Raw genomic sequence first — 20996 nt, 5'->3', positions numbered from 1 at the left:
CCTCAGTTCTTCTGGAGCCGCACGTCGAAGGCGTCCCGCAGGCCGTCCCCGATGAAGTTGAAGGCGGCGACGACGAGCACGATGGCCAACCCGGGCGGGAAGATCAGCCACCAGTAGCCGACCTGCGTGTAGGTGATGCCGGAGCTGAGCATCGAGCCCCAGTCGGCGGCGGGCGGCGGGATGGACAGGCCCAGGAACGACAGGTAGGCGACGTAGAGGATGGCGTCGGCGATCTGGAAGGTGGCGTTGACGATCATCGTGCCGACGGCGTTGGGCACGATGTGGCGGAAGACGGCGCGCCCTCCCCCGCCGCCCATCAGCCGCATGGCGTGCACGTAGTCGCGGCTGCGCAGCGCGAGCGCCTCGCCGCGGATGAGCCGCGCGGGCGAGAGCCAGGCCACGGAGGCGATGACGAGGATCAGCACAGGCTTGCTCGGGGTGACCATCGCCGCGACGACGACCAGCAAGAACAGCGCCGGAATGGCGAGCGCCGCATCCGTCACCCGCATCAGCACCGCGTCGACCCAGCCGCCGAAGTAGCCGGCGACCGCGCCGTAGACGGTGCCGAAGAGGGTGGCGAGCAGCCCGGCGGCCAGCCCCACCTCCAGCGAGGTCTGCCCGCCGTGCATCAGCCGGCCCAGCATGTCGTAGCCCAGGTCGGTGGTGCCCAGCAGGTGTCCGGCCTCACCGGGCGCGAGGCTGGCCTGGTCGAGGTCGGTGTGCACCTGGTCGGTGGGGTGGACCAGCGGCCCCAGGAAGCAGAAGGCGAGCAGCGCGGCCAGCAGGCAGGCGCCGAGCAGCGCGAGCCGGTTGCGGGCGAAGACGGCGAGGGTGCGGCGGGCCAGGCCCGGGGTGGCGTCCATGCCGTCGTCGTCCGCCGGTTCCCCCGCGGCCGGTTGCGGTGTGGTCGGGGTGGCGGCTTCTGCGGTCACGAGACACTCCGGATGCGGGGGTCGAGGACGGCGTAGGCGAGGTCGGTGAGCAGCGAGCCGAGCACGGTGGCGACGCCGACGACGAGGGTGACGCCGAGCAGGACGGGGAAGTCGTTGGACTGCGCGGCGTTCCAGAACAGCAGCCCCATGCCGGGGTAGTTGAACATCGACTCGACGACGAGGGTGCCGCTGAAGAGGGTGGGCAGGTAGAGCCCGAGCAGCCCGGCGAGGGGGATCAGCGCGTTGCGCAGCACGTGCCTGGCCAGCACCCGCACCTGCGACTGGCCCTTGGAGCGGGCGGTGCGCACGTAGTCCTCACCGAGGTTGTCCAGGACGGCCGAGCGCATGTAGCGGCTGAACATGGCGATGATGCCCAGCGCCATGGTGACCACGGGCAGCACCAGCCCGGCGGGCTCGGCGAGGATGCCGCCGACCGACTCGGCCTGGGGCGCCTCCGCGGGAAACAGCGGCCACTGCTGGGCGAAACCGAGGATGAGGACGAGGCCGAGGAAGAAGACCGGGGTGGCGTACGCGACGAAGGCGGCGCCGGTGAGCACGTAGTCGGAGAGCCGGCCGCGCCGTACCGCCTGGAGGATGCCTAGGGGGATCGCCAGCAGCGCGGCGAGCACGACGGAAAGACCGGTCAGCAGCAGCGTCTTGGGCAGCCGTTCGGTCAGCAGGGCGAAGACGGGCTGGTTGAGCTTGTAGGACTCTCCCAGGTCGCCGGTGACCAGCCGTTTGAGGTACATGCCGTACTGGACGGGCAGGGAACGGTCGTAGCCCTGGAGGTGGTTGAAGTGCGCGATCGCCTCCGGGGTGGCCTTCGGGCCGAGGATGGCGCGCGCGGGCCCGCCGGGCAGCTGGTGCAGCAGGACGAAGACGATGAGGGAGACGAGGAAGAGGACGACGAGGGCCTGGCCCGTGCGCTTGAGCAGGAAGCGGGTCACCGGTTGGCCCCCTTGCCGCCCCGCGCCGACTTCTGCACGAAGTACCAGTCCTGGGGGGCCAGCGTCAGTGCGGGGTTCTGGTCGACGCCGCGCAGGTCGCTGCGGATGACGGAGACCTGGTAGGCGGGGTTGGGTGTCCACAGCACGGGCGCCTCGCGGGCCAGGTGGCGGGCGTAGTCGCGCATTGCCGAGTCGTCGTCGGAGTACTCGGTGCGCTTGATCAGCTCGTCGGTCTCCGGTTGCGACCAGTTGCCCATGTTGGAGGGCGCTCCGGTGGCGAACAGCTGCTGGCCGCTCGGCTCGGCGGGGAAGATCCAGCTCCCCTGGGTGCCGAAGAAGCCCAGCTGCCACTGGGAGCAGACCGGCTCCTTGGGTTTGCACGGCACGGTGGTGCCCAGCACGGTGTTCAGCGGTTGCTCGCGGATGTCGAGCCGGACGCCGGCGCGGGAGAAGGACGACTTGATCGCCTGCATGGTGTTGGACGTCTCCGTCGACCCCGACTGCGAGAGGAGTTCGAGGGCGAGTTCCTGTCCCTTGTCGATGCCCTTGCCGCAGTGCCCCTCGCCGGTGCCCGGTGCGGCGCAGCGCAGCGTGCCGTGCCCGTCCTCGCCGCGCTTCCAGCCGTGCGCGGCGAGCAGCGAGCGGGCCTTCTTCGGGTCGTACGGCAGCGCGTTCTCCTCCATCAGGGCCGAGGGCACGGGGCCGAGCGTGGGTTCGGCGCTGCCGTGCCAGACGTGCTCCGAGATCGCCTTCTGGTCGATCAGGGACTGAAGAGCCCTGCGCACGTACCGCTGCCGCATCAGCGGCCCTGTCTCGGGATGGTTGAGGTTGGGGACGAGGTAGGTGATGCCCCAGCTCTCCCACGGGTCGATGCGGTAGCCGGTCTCCTTGAAGTGCGCGGACTGCGCCATGACGGAGGGCGGGATGTAGCCGTAGTCCAGGCCGCCGGCGCGCAGCACGTTGAACTCGCTGCTCGCGGTCGTGAACGGTTTGAGGACGACCCGGTCCAGGTGCGGCTTGTCGGGGCCGCCGTAGCGCTTGTTGGGGACGAGGGAGACGTGCCCGGAAGCGGTCCACTTCTCGATACGCCAGGGCCCCATCGTGGTCTTCCACAGCGGGTCGCTGTCGAACTTCGAGAGCTGTTTGGCGTGCGAGAGCAGCCGCTTGAAGACTTTCTTCGGGTCTTCGCCCTTCTTGCTCCAGGCGTGCCGGGGCAGCGGCTTGAAGTACTCGAGCTGGTCGGCGGTGAACCACTCCGGGTTGTACGAGCGGTCCAGGCGCAGCCGGAAGGTGTGGTCGTCCAGCACCTGGAACTTCTCGACGTTGTCGGGCAGCAGCTTCGGCGAGTAGCCGCCCCAGTCGTCCTTGTTGGCGCGGATCAGCTCGAACCAGAAGCGCACGTCGTCGGCGGTCACCGGCTTCCCGTCGCTCCACCGGTAGCGCTTCTTGAGGGTGACGGTGACGGTGCGGTTGCCGTCGCTGAAGCGGGGCTTGCGCGCGACGTTGCGCGGGCTGTCCATCGTCAGCTTGCCGCTCTTGTCCGGCTCGGGCGTGTAGAGCGGCGGGTAGAGCAGGTTCTGGATCGCGCTGTTGTAGGTCGCCAGGTACCCGGGCGCGCCGATCGGGAAGATCCAGTTGGGGGTGGCCGCCGGGGGGAGCGCCATGACGGCGGTGCCGCCCTCGACGGGCGTGCCCTGGCCAGGACGCACATCGGTGACCGCCTCCACCTTCGGCCCGCAGCCCGCGAGCAGCGAGGTGGCGACGAGCAGGGTGACCGAGGCGAGCAGTCGGCCGTGGCGGCGGGGTATGCGCGCCCTGACACGTGTGCGAGTCCTGACACGTGTGCGAGTCCTGGACTGGCGCATGCTGCCTCCGGTGTAACGGCCAAAGATAGCGAGCAAAGTACGGAGGCTCCCGAAAAAAGGTCAAGACCTCTTGGCCGATTCTGTGGAAATCGTGTCTACTGACGGAAGTTGGAGCCGCCACTTCCTTCGGCAGCCGAACCAAGACCCGTGCACGAGTGACCAGGACAGGTGTCTATGCCCCCCGCACCGCAGCAGCCGAGCGCCCCGGCCGTACCGGCGGGGCTGCCCGGCACGGCGGCCCGCGTTCTCGACCTGGTGGCGAGCGGCGTCGTCTCCTCACGCGCCGACCTCGTCCGCGAACTGGGCCTGGCGGCCTCCACCGTCTCCGCGCGGGTGCAGGAGCTGGTGGACCAGGGGTTGTTGACGGAGGTCGGCGAGGGCACCTCGCGCGGCGGCCGGCGCCCCAGGCTGCTGCGGATACCCGACGACGGTGCCGTCGCGCTCGCCGCCGACCTGGGCAGCCACCACGTGCGGCTCGCAGCCGTCGGGCTGACGGGCAGCGCCCACGACGTCGAGGAGCACGCCCTCGACCTGGCCGCGGGCCCCGCCGCGACACTCGGGGTGCTCGTCGAGCGGCTGCGTGCGCTCGCGGAACGGCAGCGGGCCGCGGGCCGCACCGTCCGCGGCCTCGGCGTCGGCTTCCCCGGCCCCGTCGACACCGGGGCAGGGCGGGTGGTGGCCCCCTCCCGCATGCCAGGGTGGCACCTGTTCGACCTGCGCGACCGGCTCGCCGACGCGCTCGGCCTGCCCGTCCTCGTCGACAACGACGCCAACGTCATGGCGCTGGGCGAACACCGCACCGTACTGCCGCACCTGCGCCACCTCGTGCTGGTCAAGGCGGGGCGCGGCATCGGCTCGGGCGTCATCAGCCACGGCACGCTCTACCGGGGCGCGGGCGGCGCGGCCGGCGACATCAGCCACGTCCGGGTGGAGGCGGCGGCCGAACGCCCCTGCTCCTGCGGCAACATCGGCTGCCTGGAGACAGTCGCCAGCGGCGCTTCCCTGGTCGCCGCGCTCCGGGAGCGCGGGCTGCGGGTGGACGGCGCCGCCGACGTCCTGCGCCTGGTGCGCGACGGCGAGCCGCGGGCCACCACCCTGGTCCGGCAGGCGGGGCGGCACATCGGCACGGTGCTCTCCGTCGTCGTCAACTTCTTCAACCCGCAGGCCGTCGTCCTCGGTGGCGCGCTGGCCGAGGCGGAGCCGCTGGTCGCCGCCGTGCGCGGCATGCTCTACGAGCGCTGCCTGCCGATGACCACCAGCGACCTGGTGATCACCGCCTCGGCCACGGGCCCCGACGCCGGGCTGCTCGGCGCGGGCCACGCCGCGCTCCGCGAGTTGGCGCACGAACCCCCGGCGGAACCCGGCCGCGTGGCCGCGGCCCAGGCGACGGAACCGGGCCGCGCGTGTGAAGCCCCGGTGGCGGAACCGGGCCGAGCGTAGGGCCCCGGCGGCGGCACCGGGCCGAGCGCCGCCCGACCGTCCGCCTCGCCCCCTGGACAGCTCCCTCCCGCACCCCACTCCCCCGCGCTCCCCGCACTCCCCTCATCCCTTCAGCGTCCGCAGGAAGGAACCCCCTCCCGATGACACCGACCTCCCTCCCCGGCCCCGTCGGCACCGGCGCCCCGCGCCGCAGGCTGCGCATCGGCATCGGCGGCATGGCGATCGAGTCCAGCGAGTTCTGCCCGCACCGCTCCTCCTACGAGGACTTCCGCGTCACCCGCGGCGCCGACCTGCTCGCCCGCTACACCTGGACGCGCCCCGACGACGCGCTGGCGCCCCTGGTGGAGTGGGTGCCGCTGGTCCACGCGGTGGCCCTGCCGGGCGGGCCCGTGGTGCGCGAGACGTTCGAGCGCATCCGCGACGAGCTCACCACCCGCGTCCGCGACGCCGCCCCGCTCGACGGCGTCGTCTACGACATCCACGGCGCCATGAGCGTCGTAGGGCTCACCGACGCCGAGGCCGAACTCACCGCGGCCGTCCGCGAGGCGGCCGGGCCCGACACACTGATCTCAGCGGCGATGGACCTGCACGGCAACGTCTCCCACGACTTCGCCCGCCACCTCGACCTGCTGACCGCGCACCGGCTCGCCCCGCACGAGGACGCCTGGGAGACCCGCGAGCGCGCCGCGCGCAAACTCATCGAGCGCCTGGCCACCGGAGCGGGCCGGCCGCACCGCGCCTGGGTTCAGGTGCCCGTCCTGCTGCCCGGCGAGAAGACCAGCACCAGGCTGGAGCCCGCCAAGTCGCTCTACGGCTCGCTCGCCGACATCGAGGCGAGGGACGGGATCTGCGACGCGGCGCTCTGGGTGGGCTACGCGTGGGCGGACGAGCCGCGCTGCCGGGCCGCCGTCGTGGTCACCGGAGACGACGCCGAGCTCGCGCTGGAACAGGCCGGCTCCCTGGCCCGGCGCTACTGGGAGGCGCGGCACGACTTCACCTTCGTCGGACCGACCGGGCAGGCCGACGAGTGCATCGCCGCGGCGGTGGCCTCCACCGCGCGTCCCTTCCTCATCAGCGACTCGGGGGACAACCCGACGGCCGGCGGCGCCGGCGACCTGGCCTACATGCTGGGGCGGCTGCTGGCCAACGAGGACCTCGCGGCAGGCCGGGTCACCGCCCTGCACCCCGGCATCCACGACCCCGCCGCCGTGGCCGCCTGCTTCGCCGCGGGCACCGGCGCCGAGGTGACGCTGAAGGTCGGCGGGCACGTGAGCGCGGGCACCGGCGTCCACGCCGAACCCCGCGAACTGACGGGGCGGGTCGTCTCCCTGCAGACGCTCGACGGCGTGCGGGCCGCGGCCGTGCGCCGTGGCGGAGTCACCGCCGTCCTGACCGAACGCCGCACCCCCTTCCACACCAGGGCCGACTTCGGCGAACTCGACCCGTCCGGGTACGACCTCGTCGTCGTCAAGATCGGCTACCTGGAGCCGGAGCTGTACGACCTGGCCGCCGACTGGCTCCTCGCGCTGACCCCCGGCGGCGTGGACCAGGACCTGTTCCGGCTCGGCCACCACCACGTGGCCCGCCCGCTGTACCCGTTCGACGACGAGGGGTTCGAGGAGCCCGGGACGGCGCCGGTGCTGTTGTGAGACGCAGCCGTGACACCCTGCCCAGGGCCCCGGGCCCCGGGCACCCGTTAGCCTGTGGGAACTGTCGCCGCCCGGACGTGAAGACCGGGCACGGGGACAGCCGCAAGGCGGCCGCATGGCCCGCAGTACGCACCACCACGGGATGGGGGACGGTCGTTCAGGTATGCCCAAGGAATTGCAGCGCGGCCACAAGGCCAAGATCAGTGATCTGACGGCGGGCACCGATCTGTACGTGGGCGTGCAGATCGCCGGCCCCGGACTCTCCTTCGACATCAGCTGCTTCGGTCTCGACGAGCGCGAGCAGCTCTCCGACGACCGCTACTTCATCTTCTTCAACCAGCCCACATCACCCGAGGAGTCGCTCCAACTGCTGGGCGCGCAGGCCGGGGACACCGAGTCCTTCCGGGTCACCCTGGAGCGCGTACCGCAGCAGGTGCAGCGGCTCTCCTTCACGGCGGCGCTCGACGGCGCCGGCCAGATGTCGCAGATCGGCCCCGGCTACATCCGCATCGTCGCGGGCGGCGAGGAAGTCGCGCGGTACGCCTTCGACGGCTCGGAGTTCAGCACCGAGCGCGCGGTGATGCTGGGCGACATCTACCGCAAGAGCGACATCTGGCGGTTCGCCGCGATCGGCCAGGGCTTCGACGGCGGGCTGGACGCGCTGCTGAAGAACTTCGGCGGCGAGGTCGCCGAGGAGCAGGGCCAGGGGCAGCAGACCGCCCCCGACCAGGGTGTGCCCGGTTTCGCGCCGCCCGGGGGCGGTGCTTCCGCACCGCAGCAGCCCGCGCCCGGCTTCGCGCCGCCGCCCGGGGCGGCCCCGCAGGCCCCGGCACCGCAGCAGCCGCAGCCCGCCCAGCAGCAGGCTCCGGCGCCCCAGGCCCCGGCGCCACCGCAAGCGCCGCAGCCGCCGGCTCCGGCACAGCCCCAGCCGCAGGCCGCCCAGCAGCAGCCCCCGGCACCTCACCAGCCGCAGGTACCCCAGCAGCCGCAGCCACCGCAGCCACCGACGCCGGACGTGCACAGCGCGCCCACCATGGTCGCTCCCTCGCCCTACCAGCCGCAGCACGGCGGCCAGGTGCCGCCTCCGCCTCCGCAGCCGGGGCCGCCGCCCGGAGCGCAGCAGTACGGCGCGCCCGGCATGCCCCAGGCGCCGCAAGCACCCCAGCCTCCCCAGCCGTACGGAGCCCCGCAGCCGCCCGGGCAGCCGGGACCGCCCGTCCCGCCGGGGGGCGGGCAGCTGTCCAACCCCTTCGCCCCGCAGCAGCCGGCGGGCGCCGGCGGCTTCGGCGGCGGCCAGGCACCGCAGATCCCGCAGGGCCCGGCCGCCGGCATCGGCGCGGCGCTCCAGAAGTTCCACGAGGTGCCGACCGGTCAGCGCTGGACACTGCAAAACGCCTCTCTCGTCCGCGCCGACATCGGCATCGACGGCCAGCCCGTGCTCGCCAAGCAGGGCAGCATGGTGCTCTACCAGGGCAAGGTCGACTTCTCCTACAAGGGCGCGGGATTCACCGGGCGCGTGGTCGGCAACGCGACCGGCCAGGAGATGCAGCTGATGCGGTGCAGCGGCCGCGGCCAGGTCTTCTTCGCCGAGAACGCGGCACACGTGCACCCGGTGGAACTCCAGGGCGACTCGCTCTGCGTCTCCGCCGAGAACGTGCTCGCCTTCGACGAGTCGCTCCAGCACGAGGTGCGCAGGATCGAGGGCCACGGCATCCCCGGCGGCGCCCTGTTCACCATGCAGTTCACCGGCACAGGCACCGTCGTCGTCAAGACGCAGGGCACGCCCGTCGTCCTGCCGGTCACGCCCACGACGTTCGCCGACGCGCAGGCCGTGGTGGCCTGGTCGGCGGCGGCCCAGGTGATCATCTCCAGTCAGGTGCGGCTGCGGCGCAACGCCTACCCGGGGCACAGCGGCGAGACCGTGAACCTCCAGTTCCGGGGCGCGCCCGGCAACTTCATCGTCGTCCAGCCGTACGAGGTCTGAGGGGGAGCCCGTCATGAACCAGCCAGCAGCACTCGCGGGCTTCGCGCCCGCCCCCGTGGCAGCCAGGATGCACAACCACGGCGCCCACATGGTGAAGGTCGCCATGCAGTCGGGCCAGGACCTGTTCGCGCGTCCCGGCTCGATGGTCGCCTACGAGGGCTTCGTCCAGTACGAGGCCAACCCGCCAGCCGTCCGCCAGATGGCCTCCCAGTGGCTGACCGGCGAGCAGAACCCGCTGATGCTCTGCCGCGGCGACGGCCTGCTCTACCTGGCCGACTACGGCGCCGACGTCGTCTGCCTCAACCTCAACGAGGAGTCGCTGTCGGTCAACGGCACCAACCTCCTCGCCTTCGACGCGCACCTCCAGTGGGGCGTCGAGCGGGTCAAGGGCCTGGCCAAGTTCGCAGGTCAGGGCCTGTTCAACGTCGGCGTCCGCGGCACGGGATGGGTCGCTTTGACCTCCCGTGGCGCGCCCGTCGTCGTCGACTGCGGGCGCGGCGAGGACGAGACGTACGTCGACCCGGACGCGCTCGTGGCCTGGTCCAGCGGCCTGAAGATGAAGGGCAAGCGCAGCATGAAGGCGAGCGCCCTCATCGGCCGCGGCAGCGGCGAGGCCTACCAGATCGCCTTCTCGGGCCAGGGCTTCGTCGTCGTCCAGCCGAACGAGGACAGCACGGACCGCATCCGGATCCGGGGCTGAGGGGGAAGGAGAACAGCCGTGCAGAGCTCACTCTTCGGCTACGCCGAGATCCAGACCGAGGACCGGTACGCGGTACAGAATCCGCAGCTGCTGCGGGTCCAGCTGACCGGACACGACGACGTCCTGGCCCGCCAGGGAGCGATGGTCGCCTACCAGGGGCTGCTGGAGTTCGACGCCGAGTACCAGTCGGGCGGCGGACGCCGCGGCCCGGCCCGCGAGCAGCTGCCGCTGATGCGCTGCTCGGGCCAGGGCACGGTCTTCCTGGCCAACCTGGCGCAGTACGTCCACGTGGTCGACGTCGACCACGACGGCCTCACCGTGGACGCGGGCTACGTCCTGGCCATGGACTCCACGCTGCACCACGAGATCATCTCCGTGGACAGCCAGTTCGGCATCTCGGGCACCGGCGCCTACAACCTCAACATCACGGGCTCCGGCAGGGTGGCGCTGATGACCTCGGGCCAGCCGCTGCTGCTGAACGTCACCCCGGACACCTACGTCAACGCCGACTCCGACGCGGTCGTCGCCTGGTCCAGCGGCCTGCGCGTCCAGATGCAGGCCCAGACCTCCTCGCAGGGCGTCTGGCGCCGCCGCGGCAGCACAGGCGAGGGCTGGGAGCTGTCGTTCCTGGGCCAGGGCTACGCGCTCGTCCAGCCCAGCGAGCTCCTGCCACCGCAGGGCGCCGAGATCGGCGGCGGGCTGCGCGCCCAGTACGGCATGGGCGCGCAGGGCGCGTACGGCCAGAACCAGGGCAACATCTTCACCAACCGGTAGACCGGTACCGGCAGCACCGGCGTTCCCACGACGGCTGCCCCGCCACCCGGCGGGGCAGCCGTCGTCGCTTCCGCGGCCGTGCGGCCCGGCCGCACGCCTCCCGCTCTTCCCGGCCGTCCCCACCACCGGGTCGGCCACCCACAGCGGCCGGGGGTAGCGTGCCTGAGGAGAGACGGCCGAGCCGTGTGGGAGGCGAGGGGCTTTGACGAAGGCTGACGCGGAGCTGGCCACACGGCTGGCGGACATGGCGCGGGACCTGCTGGCGCAGACCTCGGTGGACAAGACACTCGACCGCATCGTGGCGCACGCGGTGGAGCTGGTGGACGGCTGCCAGGACTCGGGGGTACTGGTGATCGGGGGCGGCAGGCGGGTGCGCACCCTGGCCGCCAACAGCGATCTGGTGCACACCTCGGACGCTCTGCAGGAGGAGGTCGGCGAGGGCCCCTGCTTCGACGCGGCCCGGTACGCGCACGACGTCTACCGGATCGAGGACGTCACCCGCGAGGAGAAACGCTGGGCCCGGTATGTGCCGCGCGCCCGGGAGCTGGGCGTCGGCAGCATCATGGGCTTCTGCCTGTACACCGAGGACGACAACCTCGGGGCGCTGAACATGTACTCGCCACACCCCGGCGCCTTCACCGAGCGCTCCGAGCACATCGGGTGGCTGCTGGCCTCCCACGCGGCCGTCGCCTTCTCCAGTGCCCGCAGCCACGCGCAGCTGGAGACGGCCATGGCCTCCCGGCACGACATCGGCGCCGCCCTGGGCATCCTCATGGAGCGGTACTCCATACCCGCCGCGCAGGCGTTCGCCGTCCTGAAGGAGAGCTCGCAGACGCAGAACGTGAAACTGCGCGACATCGCCCGCACGGTCGCCGAGACAGGAGAGATCCCCGGCGCGGTCGGCGGATGACCTCCCAGCCGCCCGACCGAGCCGCGGCCGCTGTCCGGCCCCCGCGGCGCCGACGGCATAATCGGCCCCGTGGCGCTCACTCCTTCGCATCTCCGTGTCCTCGGTGACGGCCTCTACCTGTGGAACCCGCCGCAACGCGGGTGGGGGCTCGCCAACTGCGGGCTGGTCACCAGCGCGTCGGAAGGCCTGTGGATCGACACGCCCTACGACCGGCCGATGGCCGAGGCCTTCCTCGCCGCGTCCCAGGAGCTCCTGGGCGACGCCAGGATCGAGCGCATAGCCGTCACGCACGCCAACGGCGACCACCTGTGGGGCGCCGACGTACTGCCGGGCGCCGAGGTGATCGCGACGCGCGAAGCCCGCCACCACCTCGAGATCGAACCGACCCCGCAGCAGCTGAGCGGCCTGATCGAGGCGGCGGGTGACTCGCTCGTGGGCTCCTATCTGGCCCGCCACTTCGGCCACTTCGACTGGTCCTCCACCCGGGTCGTGGCGCCCACCACGGTGTTCGAGGGCGAACTGGAGCTGACGGTCGGCACGCACACCGTCGTGCTGACCAGCCTGCCGCCCGCACACACCGCGGGGGACATGACGGTCCACCTGCCCGAGCACGGCGTGGTCTTCACCGGCGACATCGTCTTCGGTACGACCCCCGAGTCGCCCGGCGACCACGCGATCCACTGGGCGGGGCCGCTCGCCAACGTCATCGCCGCGTGCGAGCGGATACTGGCCACCGGCGCCGAGACCATCGTCCCCGGCCACGGCCCTGTGCTCGACCCCGGCGGCCTGCGTGCCCACATCGACTACCTCGTGCACCTCCGCGAGCGCGCGCACGCCCTGCACGCGCGGGGCGTCTCCGCGCTCGACGCGGCCCGCGCGGTGGCCGACGAGGCCCGCCGGCCCGAACTCGCCCTGGTGGAGCGCCTGGTCGTGACCCTCGGCTCGGAGTACCGCCACTTGGACGGGACACCGCCACGCCCCCTCGCCGAGGTCATGGAGGACGTGGCAGCGTTCGCGGCGGAACGCGCCTGACGCGGATCCCTGGCGACCCAGGACAGCACCCGCCCCCGGCGCGGGCCCTCGGCGGACCACGCCGAGGGCCCGGCGGTCCACGCCGAGACCTGACGGACATGACGGGCATGACGGGCGTAACGACGCCCGACCGGACCTGACGAGCCTCGACAGGCAAGGGCAAGGGCCCGACAAACGCGACGAAAACCCCGCGGGCTACCGCAAAAAGTCCGGCAGACACGACGAAAACCCGGCGGGCACGGCAGAGGGCCCGGCGGTCGGTGACCGCCGGGCCCTCGTACGGGCGCAGGGCGGCGCCCCGCGCGGAGGCGCCGCCCTGGCCGGGAGTCGAGGCGTGGAGGTCAGCCCTCCACGCCGAGCCGCTCCAGGATCATCTGGCGGGCGCGGCCGGCGTCCGCCTGCCCGCGCGTCGCCTTCATGACGGCGCCCACCAGGGCGCCGGCGGCCTGGACCTTGCCGCCGCGGATCTTCTCGGCGACGTCCGGGTTGCCCGCGATCGCCTCGTCCACGGCGGCGCCGAGCGCCCCCTCGTCGGAGACGACGGCCAGGCCGCGCTTGTCGACGACCTCGTCCGGGGTGCCCTCTCCGGCCAGCACGCCGTCGATGGTCTGCCGGGCCAGCTTGTCGTTGAGCGAGCCCTCGGCGACCAGCGCGCAGATCCGGGCGACCTGCTCGGGCGTGATGGGCAGCGCGGTCAGCTCGACGCCGTCCTCGTTGGCGCGGCGCGCCAGCTCGCCCATCCACCACTTGCGTGCCTGGTCGGTGGGCGCGCCCGCGTCCACGGTGGCGACGATCGGGTCGACCGCACCGGCGTTGAGGACCGACTGCATCTCGTGCTCGGAGATGCCCCACTCCTCGCGCAGCCGCATCCGGCGTACCCGCGGCAGCTCGGGCAGCGTGCCGCGCAGCTCCTCGACCCATTCGCGCGAGGGCGCGACGGGCACCAGGTCGGGCTCGGGGAAGTAGCGGTAGTCCTCCGCCTCCTCCTTGATCCGGCCGGAGGTGGTGGAGCCGTCCTCCTCGTGGAAGTGGCGGGTCTCCTGGATGATGGTGCCGCCGGACGAGAGCACGGCGGCGTGCCGCTGGATCTCGAACCTGGCCGCACGCTCGACACTGCGCAGCGAGTTGACGTTCTTCGTCTCGCTGCGGGTGCCGAACTTCTCGACGCCCTTGGGGCGCAGCGAGAGGTTGACGTCGCAGCGCATCTGGCCCATCTCCATGCGGGCGTCGGAGACGCCCAGCGCCTTGATCAGCTCGCGCAGCTCGGCGACGTACGCCTTGGCGACCTCGGGGGCGCGTTCACCGGCGCCCTGGATGGGCTTGGTGACGATCTCGATGAGCGGGATGCCGGCCCTGTTGTAGTCGAGCAGCGAGTGCGAGGCGCCGTGGATGCGCCCGGTGGCTCCGCCCACGTGGGTGGACTTGCCGGTGTCCTCCTCCATGTGGGCGCGCTCGATCTCGACGCGGAAGACCTCGCCGTCCTCCAGCTGGACGTCCAGATAGCCGTCGAAGGCGATCGGCTCGTCGTACTGGGAGGTCTGGAAGTTCTTCGGCATGTCCGGATAGAAGTAGTTCTTCCGGGCGAAGCGGCACCAGTCGGCGATGGAGCAGTTCAGCGCGAGGCCGATGCGGATGGCCGACTCGACGCCCGTCCTGTTGACGACGGGCAGCGCGCCGGGCAGGCCGAGACAGGTGGGGCACACCTGGCTGTTGGCGTCGGCGCCCAGTTCGGTCGAGCAGCCGCAGAACATCTTGGTCCTGGTGCCGAGCTCGACGTGGACCTCGAGGCCCATGACGGGGTCGTAGGAGGCCAGCGCCTCGTCGTACGACACCAGTTCGGTGACGGTCACGGAAAACTTAACCTTTCTCGACCGCGTCAGTCGTCGAGGATGTCGTCGACGTCGAGGCGGCGCAGCTCACGCACGAGCAGCACGACGCCGGTGACGATGCCGGCCGCGGAGACCGCCACATCGATCAGCTGCAGCGTGTCCCCTTCCTTCTTCGCCTCCTTGGCGCGCTTGACGGTGCCGGGGACACCGATGAGCGACGTGGCGATGGAGAAGTACAGCCCGGTCCTGGACTTCTTGAAACCCTTGGCCTTCTCAAGCTTCGAGCTCACAGCGACGGTGCCTCCTCTAGCAGCGGGTGACCCCAACGTGCCTGGTAGGCGGCCTCCACGGCCGCACCGACACGGTAGAGCCTGTCATCGGCCATGGCGGGGGCGATGATCTGCAGCCCCACGGGGAGCCCGTCCTCCGGCGCGAGACCGCACGGGATCGACATGGCGGAGTTGCCCGCCAGGTTGGACGGGATGGTGCACAGGTCGGCGAGGTACATCGCCATCGGGTCGTCGGCGCGCTCCCCGATCGGGAAGGCGGTGGTCGGCGTGGTCGGCGAGACCACGACGTCCACCTGCTCGAACGCCTTCTCGAAGTCCCGCGTGATCAGCGTGCGGACCTTCTGCGCCGACCCGTAGTACGCGTCGTAGTAGCCGGAGCTGAGCGCGTAGGTGCCCAGCATCACGCGCCGCTTCACCTCGTCGCCGAAGCCCGCCTCGCGGGTCAGCGCGGTGACCTCCTCCGCCGAGTGCGTACCGTCGTCGCCGGTCCGCATCCCGTACCGCATGGCGTCGAAACGGGCCAGGTTGGAGGAGCACTCCGAGGGCGCGATCAGGTAGTAGGCCGCCAGCGCCTTGGTGAACGAGGGGCAGGACAGCTCCACCACCTCGGCGCCCAGCTCACGCAGCAACGCGACCGACTCGTCGAACCGCTGCATCACCCCCGCCTGGTAGCCCTCGCCGCGGAACTCCTTGACGACGCCGACCCGCAGGCCCTCGACCTCGCCGTTCCGCGCGGCCTCCACCACGTCGGGGACGGGCTGCGCGATGGACGTCGAGTCCTTCTCGTCGTGGCCCGCGATCACGCTGTGCAGCAGCGCCGCGTCCAGCACCGTACGGGCACACGGGCCGCCCTGGTCGAGCGACGAGGAGAAGGCGACCATGCCGTAGCGGGAGACGCCGCCGTACGTCGGCTTCACACCGACCGTCCCGGTCACGGCCGCCGGCTGGCGGATGGAGCCACCGGTGTCCGTACCGATCGCCAGCGGCGCCTCGTACGCGGCGAGCGACGCGGCCGAGCCACCCCCCGAGCCACCCGGGATGCGGGTCAGGTCCCACGGGTTGCCCGTCGGGCCGTACGCGCTGTTCTCCGTCGACGAGCCCATGGCGAACTCGTCCATGTTGGTCTTGCCGATGATGACGACGTCGGCGTCCTTGAGCCGCTTGGTGACCGTCGCGTCGTACGGCGGCACCCAGCCCTGGAGGATCTTCGACCCCGCGGTCGTCGGCACGCCCTCGGTGGTGAACAGGTCCTTCAGCGCCAGCGGCACACCCGCCAGCGGGCCCAGCTTCTCGCCGCGCCCCCGCTTGGCGTCCACCTCGCGGGCCTGCGCGAGCGCGCCCTCGCGGTCCACGTGCAAGAAGGCGTTGACCTTCTCGTCCACGGCCTCGATCCGGGCCAGGTGCGCCTCGGTCACCTCGACCGCGGTCAGCTCACCACGCGCGATCCCCGCCGCCAGCTCGGCGGCGGTCAGCTTGATCAGTTCACCGGCCATCCCGGTCACTCCTCCCCCAGGATCTGCGGCACCTTGAAACGCTGCTGCTCCTGCGCAGGCGCTCCGGAGAGCGCCTGCCGCGGGGTCAGCGACGGACGGACCTCGTCCTGCCGCATGACGTTCGTCAGCGGGAGCGGGTGGGAGGTCGGCGGTACGGCAGCGTCGTCGGCGACTTCAGAGACGGCGGCTACCGCGCCGATGATGTCGTCGAGCTGACCGGCGAAGTGATCGAGCTCTTCGTCCTTCAGCTCCAGACGCGCCAGCTTCGCGAGGTGGGCGACCTCCTCGCGTGTGATGCCAGGCATGCGGCGGTCCTCTTGATGGGTGAGTTGCGGATTGTCCGCCCCAATCCTATGGGGCCCGCGCCCCTGCCGGTTCCCTCCCCGGCCGCTCCCCCGGCCCACCGCGCCCGTTCCCGGTGCACCGACCCCCGTGACCTGGGCTTGCTCACGGAGTGTGGGCGGGGGGCGGGGCAGCGGGAAGGGTGCGGTTCACCGAGACCTCGCGCGCCCGCAGCCACGCGGTGGTCTCCCCCGGAGGCATCGCCGCGGCCACCAGCCACCCCTGGACCGCATCGCACCCCAGGTCGCGCAGCCGCTCCCACGTCTCGTCGTCCTCCACCCCCTCGGCGACGACGAGGAGACCGAGCGAGTGCGCGAGGTCGACGGTGCAGCGCACGATCTCGGCGTCCTCGGTGTCGACGGCGAGCCGCGCCACGAAAGAACGGTCGATCTTGAGCTCGCTGACCGGCAGCCGCCGCAGGTGCACCAGCGAGGAGTACCCGGTACCGAAGTCGTCGAGCGACATCTTCACCCCGTGCCCGGTCAGCCCCGCCAGTGTGTCGGCGGCCTGCTGCGGGTCCTCCAGGAGGACGTGCTCGGTGATCTCCAACTGGAGCGCCCCCGGCGGCACACCGTGCCGGGCGAGCCGCGCGGCGACGGCCCCGGCGAAGCCGGGCGAGTGGACGTCGCGCGGCGAGACGTTGACGGCGACCGGCACCGTCAGGCCGCCGGCACGCCAGCGCGCGACCTGGGCGAGCGCGGTCTCCAGCACGTACTCCGTCAGCCGCGGCATCAGCCCGGACGTCTCGGCGATGGCGATGAACTCGTCCGGGGGGACGCGGCCCCGCTCGGGGTGGACCCACCGCACCAGCGCCTCAAGACCTGAGACGGTGCCGTCGAACCCGACCTTGGGCTGGTAGTGGAGCTCGACCTCGCCGGCGTCCAGCGCCCTGCGCAGGTCGGCGAGGAGTCCCAGGCGGTCGGGCGTGTTGCCGTCGCGGGTGGCCTCGTAGACCTCGACGGCGGTGCGGTCGCGCTTGGCCTCGTACATGGCCACGTCGGCGCGGCGCAGCAGGCCTTCGGCCTCGGTGGCGTGGTCGGGGTAGACGGCGACGCCCGCGCTGGCCTCCAGCACCAGCGTCAGCCCGTCCAGATCCAGCGGGGAGCCGAGCGCGGAGACCAGGTTGCGGGCGACGCGCTGCGCGCTGGTCGTGGAGTCGGCGACGGGCAGCAGCACGGCGAACTCGTCACCGCCCAGGCGGGCGGCCTCGGCGCCGCGCGGCAGCGCCGCCCGCAGCCGCTCGGCGATCTGCAGCAGCAGCCGGTCGCCTGCGAGGTGGCCGAGGGTGTCGTTGACGGACCTGAAGCGGTCGAGGTCGATGAGGACGAGCGCGGAACGCGACGCGGTGCGCTCGGCTTCCTCCAACGCCGCCCAGGCTCGCTCCAGCAGCCACAGCCGGTTGGGCAGCCCGGTGAGCGGGTCGCGCAGCTGCTCCTCGGCGCGGGCGCGGGCGATCCGCAGCGTGGAGTCGAGCGCGATCAACGGCACCGCGAACAGCGGCAGCGTCAGCGGCTTGTGGTAGGCCACGACGGCGATGAGCGGCGCTATGCCCAGCAGGGCGACGCCCACCAGGCCCTGGCGGATCAGCGCGGTGCGCAGCGTGGAGGGCAGGCCGCGGGTGCGCGGGGCGAAGCAGAACCACTGCAGCCCGCGGGTGAACAGGAGGTAGAGGGCGGCGGCGAGCGGTATCTCCGCGACCGCGGCCAGGCTCCACGCGTCCGGCCCCCACGGCTGCTCCACCGAGGGGCGCACCCCGCACACGGCGAGCGCCAGGCTGGCGACGCCGATGCCGAGGAGGTCGATCGCGCCGTGCACGAGGGCCTGCCGCCATTTGTGCCGGCGTGCGGCACCGACGAGCGCGACGACGGCGAGACTGACCAGCAGCGCCGGCACCCAGCCGTGCAGCAGCAGGATCGCCAGCGTCAGCGCGGGCCCCGACCCGGTGCCGCCCCACCAGCGGTCGCGGCTCATGGTGACCAGGTGGGCGACCACACATCCGGTGAGGGCCGCGAACGACCACCCGGCGGTGCCGCCGGGGAAGAGCGCGTGGCCCTCCCACAGGACGCGGGCGACACCGCCGATCAGCGCCAGCGCCGCGGCGGCGACGACCAGCGCGGGCAGCGCCGGCGGGCGGGCGGCGAGCAGCCGCAGCAGCCGGGTCTCCTCGCTGCGCGCACCGCAGGCCGACGCGCCGCCGGCCTGCGCACCGCCAGGGCCCGCCCCCGCGTCGTGTCCCGCCCCGCCCCGCGTACCGTCCGAGGGCAGGCGGGAGAACGGGGGCCCGGAGCCCCCGGAGAAATCCAGCATCCTGGTCCCTCTCGCAGCCGTCCACGCCTGCCCCTCGCCACGACAGGCGTCTACGTCAACAGTAGGCCGCTGCCTGGGAAGAGGGGCAGCGATCGGCCGCTGTTGCCTCAATGCGTTCGCATCCGGTGTGCGCAACTGCCGGGCGTGGTACGGCGCCTGTGGGCCCGGGGCCTGTGCCCCGGGCACGAAAGGGGCGGGGCACAGGTGGCTGAATGTGGCCCGTGCGCGAGTGGCGAACTCGCCTGGCGCGCTCGCGGATCGCCCCGGACTCGCCCCTGGTGACCGGCCTCGCGTCAGTCGCCCGCTTCCTCTCCCTCCCCGGGGGCCACGGCCGCCTCGCGGGCGGCGTCAGGCCCCTGCTCCAACAGCACGGCGAAACCGTCATCGTCCAGAATCGGCACCTTCGCCTGGACGGCCTTGTCATATTTCGAGCCAGGGTTCTCGCCCGCCACCACGAAATCGGTCTTCTTCGAGACCGACCCCGTCACCTTGGCGCCCTGCTTTTGAAGGGCCTCCTTGGCGCCGTCCCTGGTGTGGGAGGCGAGGGTGCCGGTGACGACGACCGTCAGACCCGCCAGCGGACGCGGCCCCTCCTCCCCGCCCGAGGCCTCCTCCATCCGCACCCCTGCCGCACGCCACCGCTCGACGATCTCGCGGTGCCAGTCCTCGGCGAACCAGGCCTTGAGCGAGGCGGCGATCGTCGGCCCGACCCCCTCGGTGGCGGCCAGCTCCTCCTCGTCGGCCTCGGCGATCCGCTCCAGGGAGCGGAACTCGCGGGCCAGCGCCTCGGCGGCGACGGGCCCGACGTGGCGAATCGACAGCCCGGTGATGATCCGCGCGAGCGGGCGGTCCTTGGCCGCCTCGATGTTCTCCAGCATCGCCAAGGTGTTCTTGCGCGGCTCGCCCTGCTTGTTGGCGAAGAGGGTGACCGTCTTGTCCTCGCCCGTCTCCGGGTCGCGCTTGGGGATGCCGGTGTCCTGGTCGACGACGTAGGCGACGATGGGCAGCAGATCCTCCACCGTCAGGTCGAACAGCCCGCCCTCGTCCCGCAGGGGAGGCTGCTTGGGCTCCAGCGGCTGGGTCAGCGCGCTGGCGACCACGTAGCCGAAGTGCTCGATGTCCAGGCACTTGCGGCCCGCCAGGTAGAACAGCCGCTCCCGCAACTGGGCCGGGCAGGAGCGGGCGTTGGGGCAGCGCAGATCGACGTCGCCCTCCTTCATGGGCTGGAGCGCCGAGCCGCACTCGGGGCACACGGCAGGCATCACGAACTCCCGCTCGCTCCCGTCGCGCAGATCGGCGACCGGGCCGAGGATCTCGGGGATCACGTCGCCCGCCTTGCGCAGCACCACCGTGTCGCCGATCAGGACGCCCTTGGTCTTGACGACGTCCTGGTTGTGCAGGGTGGCGAACTCGACCTCGGATCCCGCGACGGTGACCGGCTCGACCACCGCGTACGGCGTCACCCGCCCGGTGCGGCCCACACCGACGCGGATGTCCACCAGCTCGGTGTTGACCTCCTCCGGCGCGTACTTCCAAGCGATGGCCCAGCGGGGGGCCCGCGAGGTGGCACCCAGGCGGCCCTGGAGGCGGATCTCGTCCAGCTTGACGACGACGCCGTCGATCTCGTGCTCCACCGAGTGGCGGTGCTCGCCGTAGTGGGAGATGAACTCGCGCACGCCGGCCAGGCCTTCCACCACCCTGGCGTGCGTCGAGGTGGGCAGGCCCCACGCGCGCAGCAGGTCGTAGGCGGCCGAGAGGCGGGTGAAGTCCTCCTTGGCGGAGCCCTCCAGCGCGCCGATACCGTGCACCACCATGTGCAGCGGCCGCGTCGCCGTCACCCGCGGGTCCTTCTGGCGCAGCGAGCCGGCCGCCGCGTTGCGCGGGTTGGCGAACGGCTTCTCGCCCGCCTCGACCAGCCGCGCGTTCAGCTCCTCGAACCGCTCCATGGGGAAGAAGACCTCGCCCCGCACCTCGACCAGCTCGGGCAGCCGCTCGCCGCTCAGCCGCTCGGGGATGTCCGCGATGGTGCGGATGTTGGGCGTGATGTCCTCACCGGTGCGGCCGTCGCCCCGGGTGGCGGCGCGCGTCAGCCTGCCGTGCTCGTAGGTGAGGTTGACCGCGAGGCCGTCGATCTTGAGCTCGCACAGGAAGTGGTACGCCACGCCCTCCAGCTCGCGGGCGACGCGGTCGGCCCACTCGCCCAGCTCCTCGTCGTCGAAGGCGTTGTCCAGCGAGAGCATGCGCTCGCGGTGGGCGACCTCCGTGAACTCCGTCTCGTAGTGCCCTGAGACCTTCTGCGTCGGGGAGTCGGGGGTGCGCAGGGAGGGGTACTCCTCCTCCAGCGCCTCCAGCGCGCGCAGCAGCCGGTCGAACTCGGCGTCGCTGACGACAGGAGCGTCCTTGACGTAGTACCGGAAGCGGTGCTCCTCGATCTGCTCCGCGAGGCTCTTGTGCTTCTCCCGCGCTTCGGCGGGGGCCGTCACGTCCTCTTCGCCAGCCACC

Annotated in this window: 16 protein-coding genes; 7 read left to right on the top strand and 9 right to left on the bottom strand. The window is 72.2% G+C overall.

Going from position 1 to position 20996, the window contains the following annotated elements; all coding sequences use genetic code 11:
* Positions 1–2 precede the first annotated feature (2 nt).
* The 3 genes from DTL70_RS24300 to DTL70_RS24290 all read right to left on the bottom strand — a co-directional run bounded on the left by DTL70_RS24300 (position 3) and on the right by DTL70_RS24290 (position 3744).
* Entirely contained in the window at positions 3–863 is an 861-nt protein-coding gene (locus tag DTL70_RS24300) for an ABC transporter permease (RefSeq protein WP_114024290.1), read from the bottom strand.
* 65 nt (positions 864–928) lie between these two features.
* Entirely contained in the window at positions 929–1879 is a 951-nt protein-coding gene (locus DTL70_RS24295) for an ABC transporter permease (protein WP_114024082.1), read from the bottom strand.
* Positions 1876–3744, bottom strand: coding sequence for a peptide ABC transporter substrate-binding protein (locus DTL70_RS24290; protein WP_114024081.1), 1869 nt, complete (start codon positions 3742–3744; stop codon positions 1876–1878). Before DTL70_RS24290 ends, DTL70_RS24295 begins: the two co-directional genes overlap by 4 nt.
* 174 nt (positions 3745–3918) lie before the next feature.
* On the opposite strand from DTL70_RS24290, the gene DTL70_RS24285 reads away from it, so the two are divergent.
* The 7 genes from DTL70_RS24285 to DTL70_RS24255 all read left to right on the top strand — a co-directional run bounded on the left by DTL70_RS24285 (position 3919) and on the right by DTL70_RS24255 (position 12233).
* Positions 3919–5184 (top strand): ROK family transcriptional regulator, encoded by a 1266-nt coding sequence (locus DTL70_RS24285; RefSeq protein ID WP_114024080.1) that lies wholly within the window; start codon positions 3919–3921, stop codon positions 5182–5184.
* A 140-nt stretch (positions 5185–5324) separates the two neighbouring features.
* On the top strand, positions 5325–6833 hold the full coding sequence (locus DTL70_RS24280) for a M81 family metallopeptidase (RefSeq protein ID WP_114024079.1): 1509 nt from the start codon (positions 5325–5327) through the stop codon (positions 6831–6833).
* A 163-nt stretch (positions 6834–6996) separates the two neighbouring features.
* Positions 6997–8817 (top strand): TerD family protein, encoded by a 1821-nt coding sequence (locus tag DTL70_RS24275; RefSeq protein WP_114024078.1) that lies wholly within the window; start codon positions 6997–6999, stop codon positions 8815–8817.
* A gap of 13 nt (positions 8818–8830) precedes the next feature.
* Positions 8831–9517: an AIM24 family protein gene (locus DTL70_RS24270; RefSeq protein ID WP_114024077.1), complete on the top strand. Its 687-nt coding sequence runs from the start codon at positions 8831–8833 to the stop codon at positions 9515–9517.
* An 18-nt stretch (positions 9518–9535) separates the two neighbouring features.
* Positions 9536–10291, top strand: a complete 756-nt coding sequence (locus DTL70_RS24265) for an AIM24 family protein (protein WP_114024076.1) — start codon at positions 9536–9538, stop codon at positions 10289–10291.
* A gap of 202 nt (positions 10292–10493) precedes the next feature.
* Entirely contained in the window at positions 10494–11201 is a 708-nt protein-coding gene (locus DTL70_RS24260) for a GAF and ANTAR domain-containing protein (RefSeq protein WP_342776509.1), read from the top strand.
* A 69-nt stretch (positions 11202–11270) separates the two neighbouring features.
* Positions 11271–12233 carry an MBL fold metallo-hydrolase gene (locus DTL70_RS24255; RefSeq protein WP_114024075.1) on the top strand — a complete coding sequence of 321 codons (963 nt, stop codon included), beginning with the start codon at positions 11271–11273 and terminating at the stop codon, positions 12231–12233.
* A 341-nt stretch (positions 12234–12574) separates the two neighbouring features.
* Here DTL70_RS24255 and gatB read toward each other — a convergent pair whose 3' ends face one another.
* The 6 genes from gatB to ligA form a co-directional block, all read right to left on the bottom strand.
* Complete coding sequence (gene gatB / locus DTL70_RS24250; RefSeq protein WP_114024074.1) at positions 12575–14083, bottom strand: Asp-tRNA(Asn)/Glu-tRNA(Gln) amidotransferase subunit GatB; 1509 nt, start codon at positions 14081–14083, stop codon at positions 12575–12577.
* A 26-nt stretch (positions 14084–14109) separates the two neighbouring features.
* Positions 14110–14352: a hypothetical protein gene (locus tag DTL70_RS24245; protein WP_114024073.1), complete on the bottom strand. Its 243-nt coding sequence runs from the start codon at positions 14350–14352 to the stop codon at positions 14110–14112.
* Positions 14349–15845 carry an Asp-tRNA(Asn)/Glu-tRNA(Gln) amidotransferase subunit GatA gene (gene gatA / locus DTL70_RS24240; RefSeq protein ID WP_114024072.1) on the bottom strand — a complete coding sequence of 499 codons (1497 nt, stop codon included), beginning with the start codon at positions 15843–15845 and terminating at the stop codon, positions 14349–14351. Before gatA ends, DTL70_RS24245 begins: the two co-directional genes overlap by 4 nt.
* Positions 15846–15850: 5 nt before the next feature.
* Positions 15851–16150, bottom strand: coding sequence for an Asp-tRNA(Asn)/Glu-tRNA(Gln) amidotransferase subunit GatC (gene gatC, locus DTL70_RS24235; protein WP_114024071.1), 300 nt, complete (start codon positions 16148–16150; stop codon positions 15851–15853).
* A gap of 142 nt (positions 16151–16292) precedes the next feature.
* Entirely contained in the window at positions 16293–18494 is a 2202-nt protein-coding gene (locus DTL70_RS24230; protein WP_114024070.1) for a putative bifunctional diguanylate cyclase/phosphodiesterase, read from the bottom strand.
* Positions 18495–18787: 293 nt separating this feature from the next.
* On the bottom strand, positions 18788–20995 hold the full coding sequence (gene ligA / locus DTL70_RS24225; RefSeq protein ID WP_114024069.1) for an NAD-dependent DNA ligase LigA: 2208 nt from the start codon (positions 20993–20995) through the stop codon (positions 18788–18790).
* Position 20996 lies beyond the last annotated feature (1 nt).

Origin of the sequence: Streptomyces diacarni (genome assembly GCF_003323715.1) — a bacterium.
GTDB lineage: Bacteria > Actinomycetota > Actinomycetes > Streptomycetales > Streptomycetaceae > Streptomyces > Streptomyces diacarni.
This window is presented reverse-complemented; position numbering and strand designations above follow the sequence as displayed.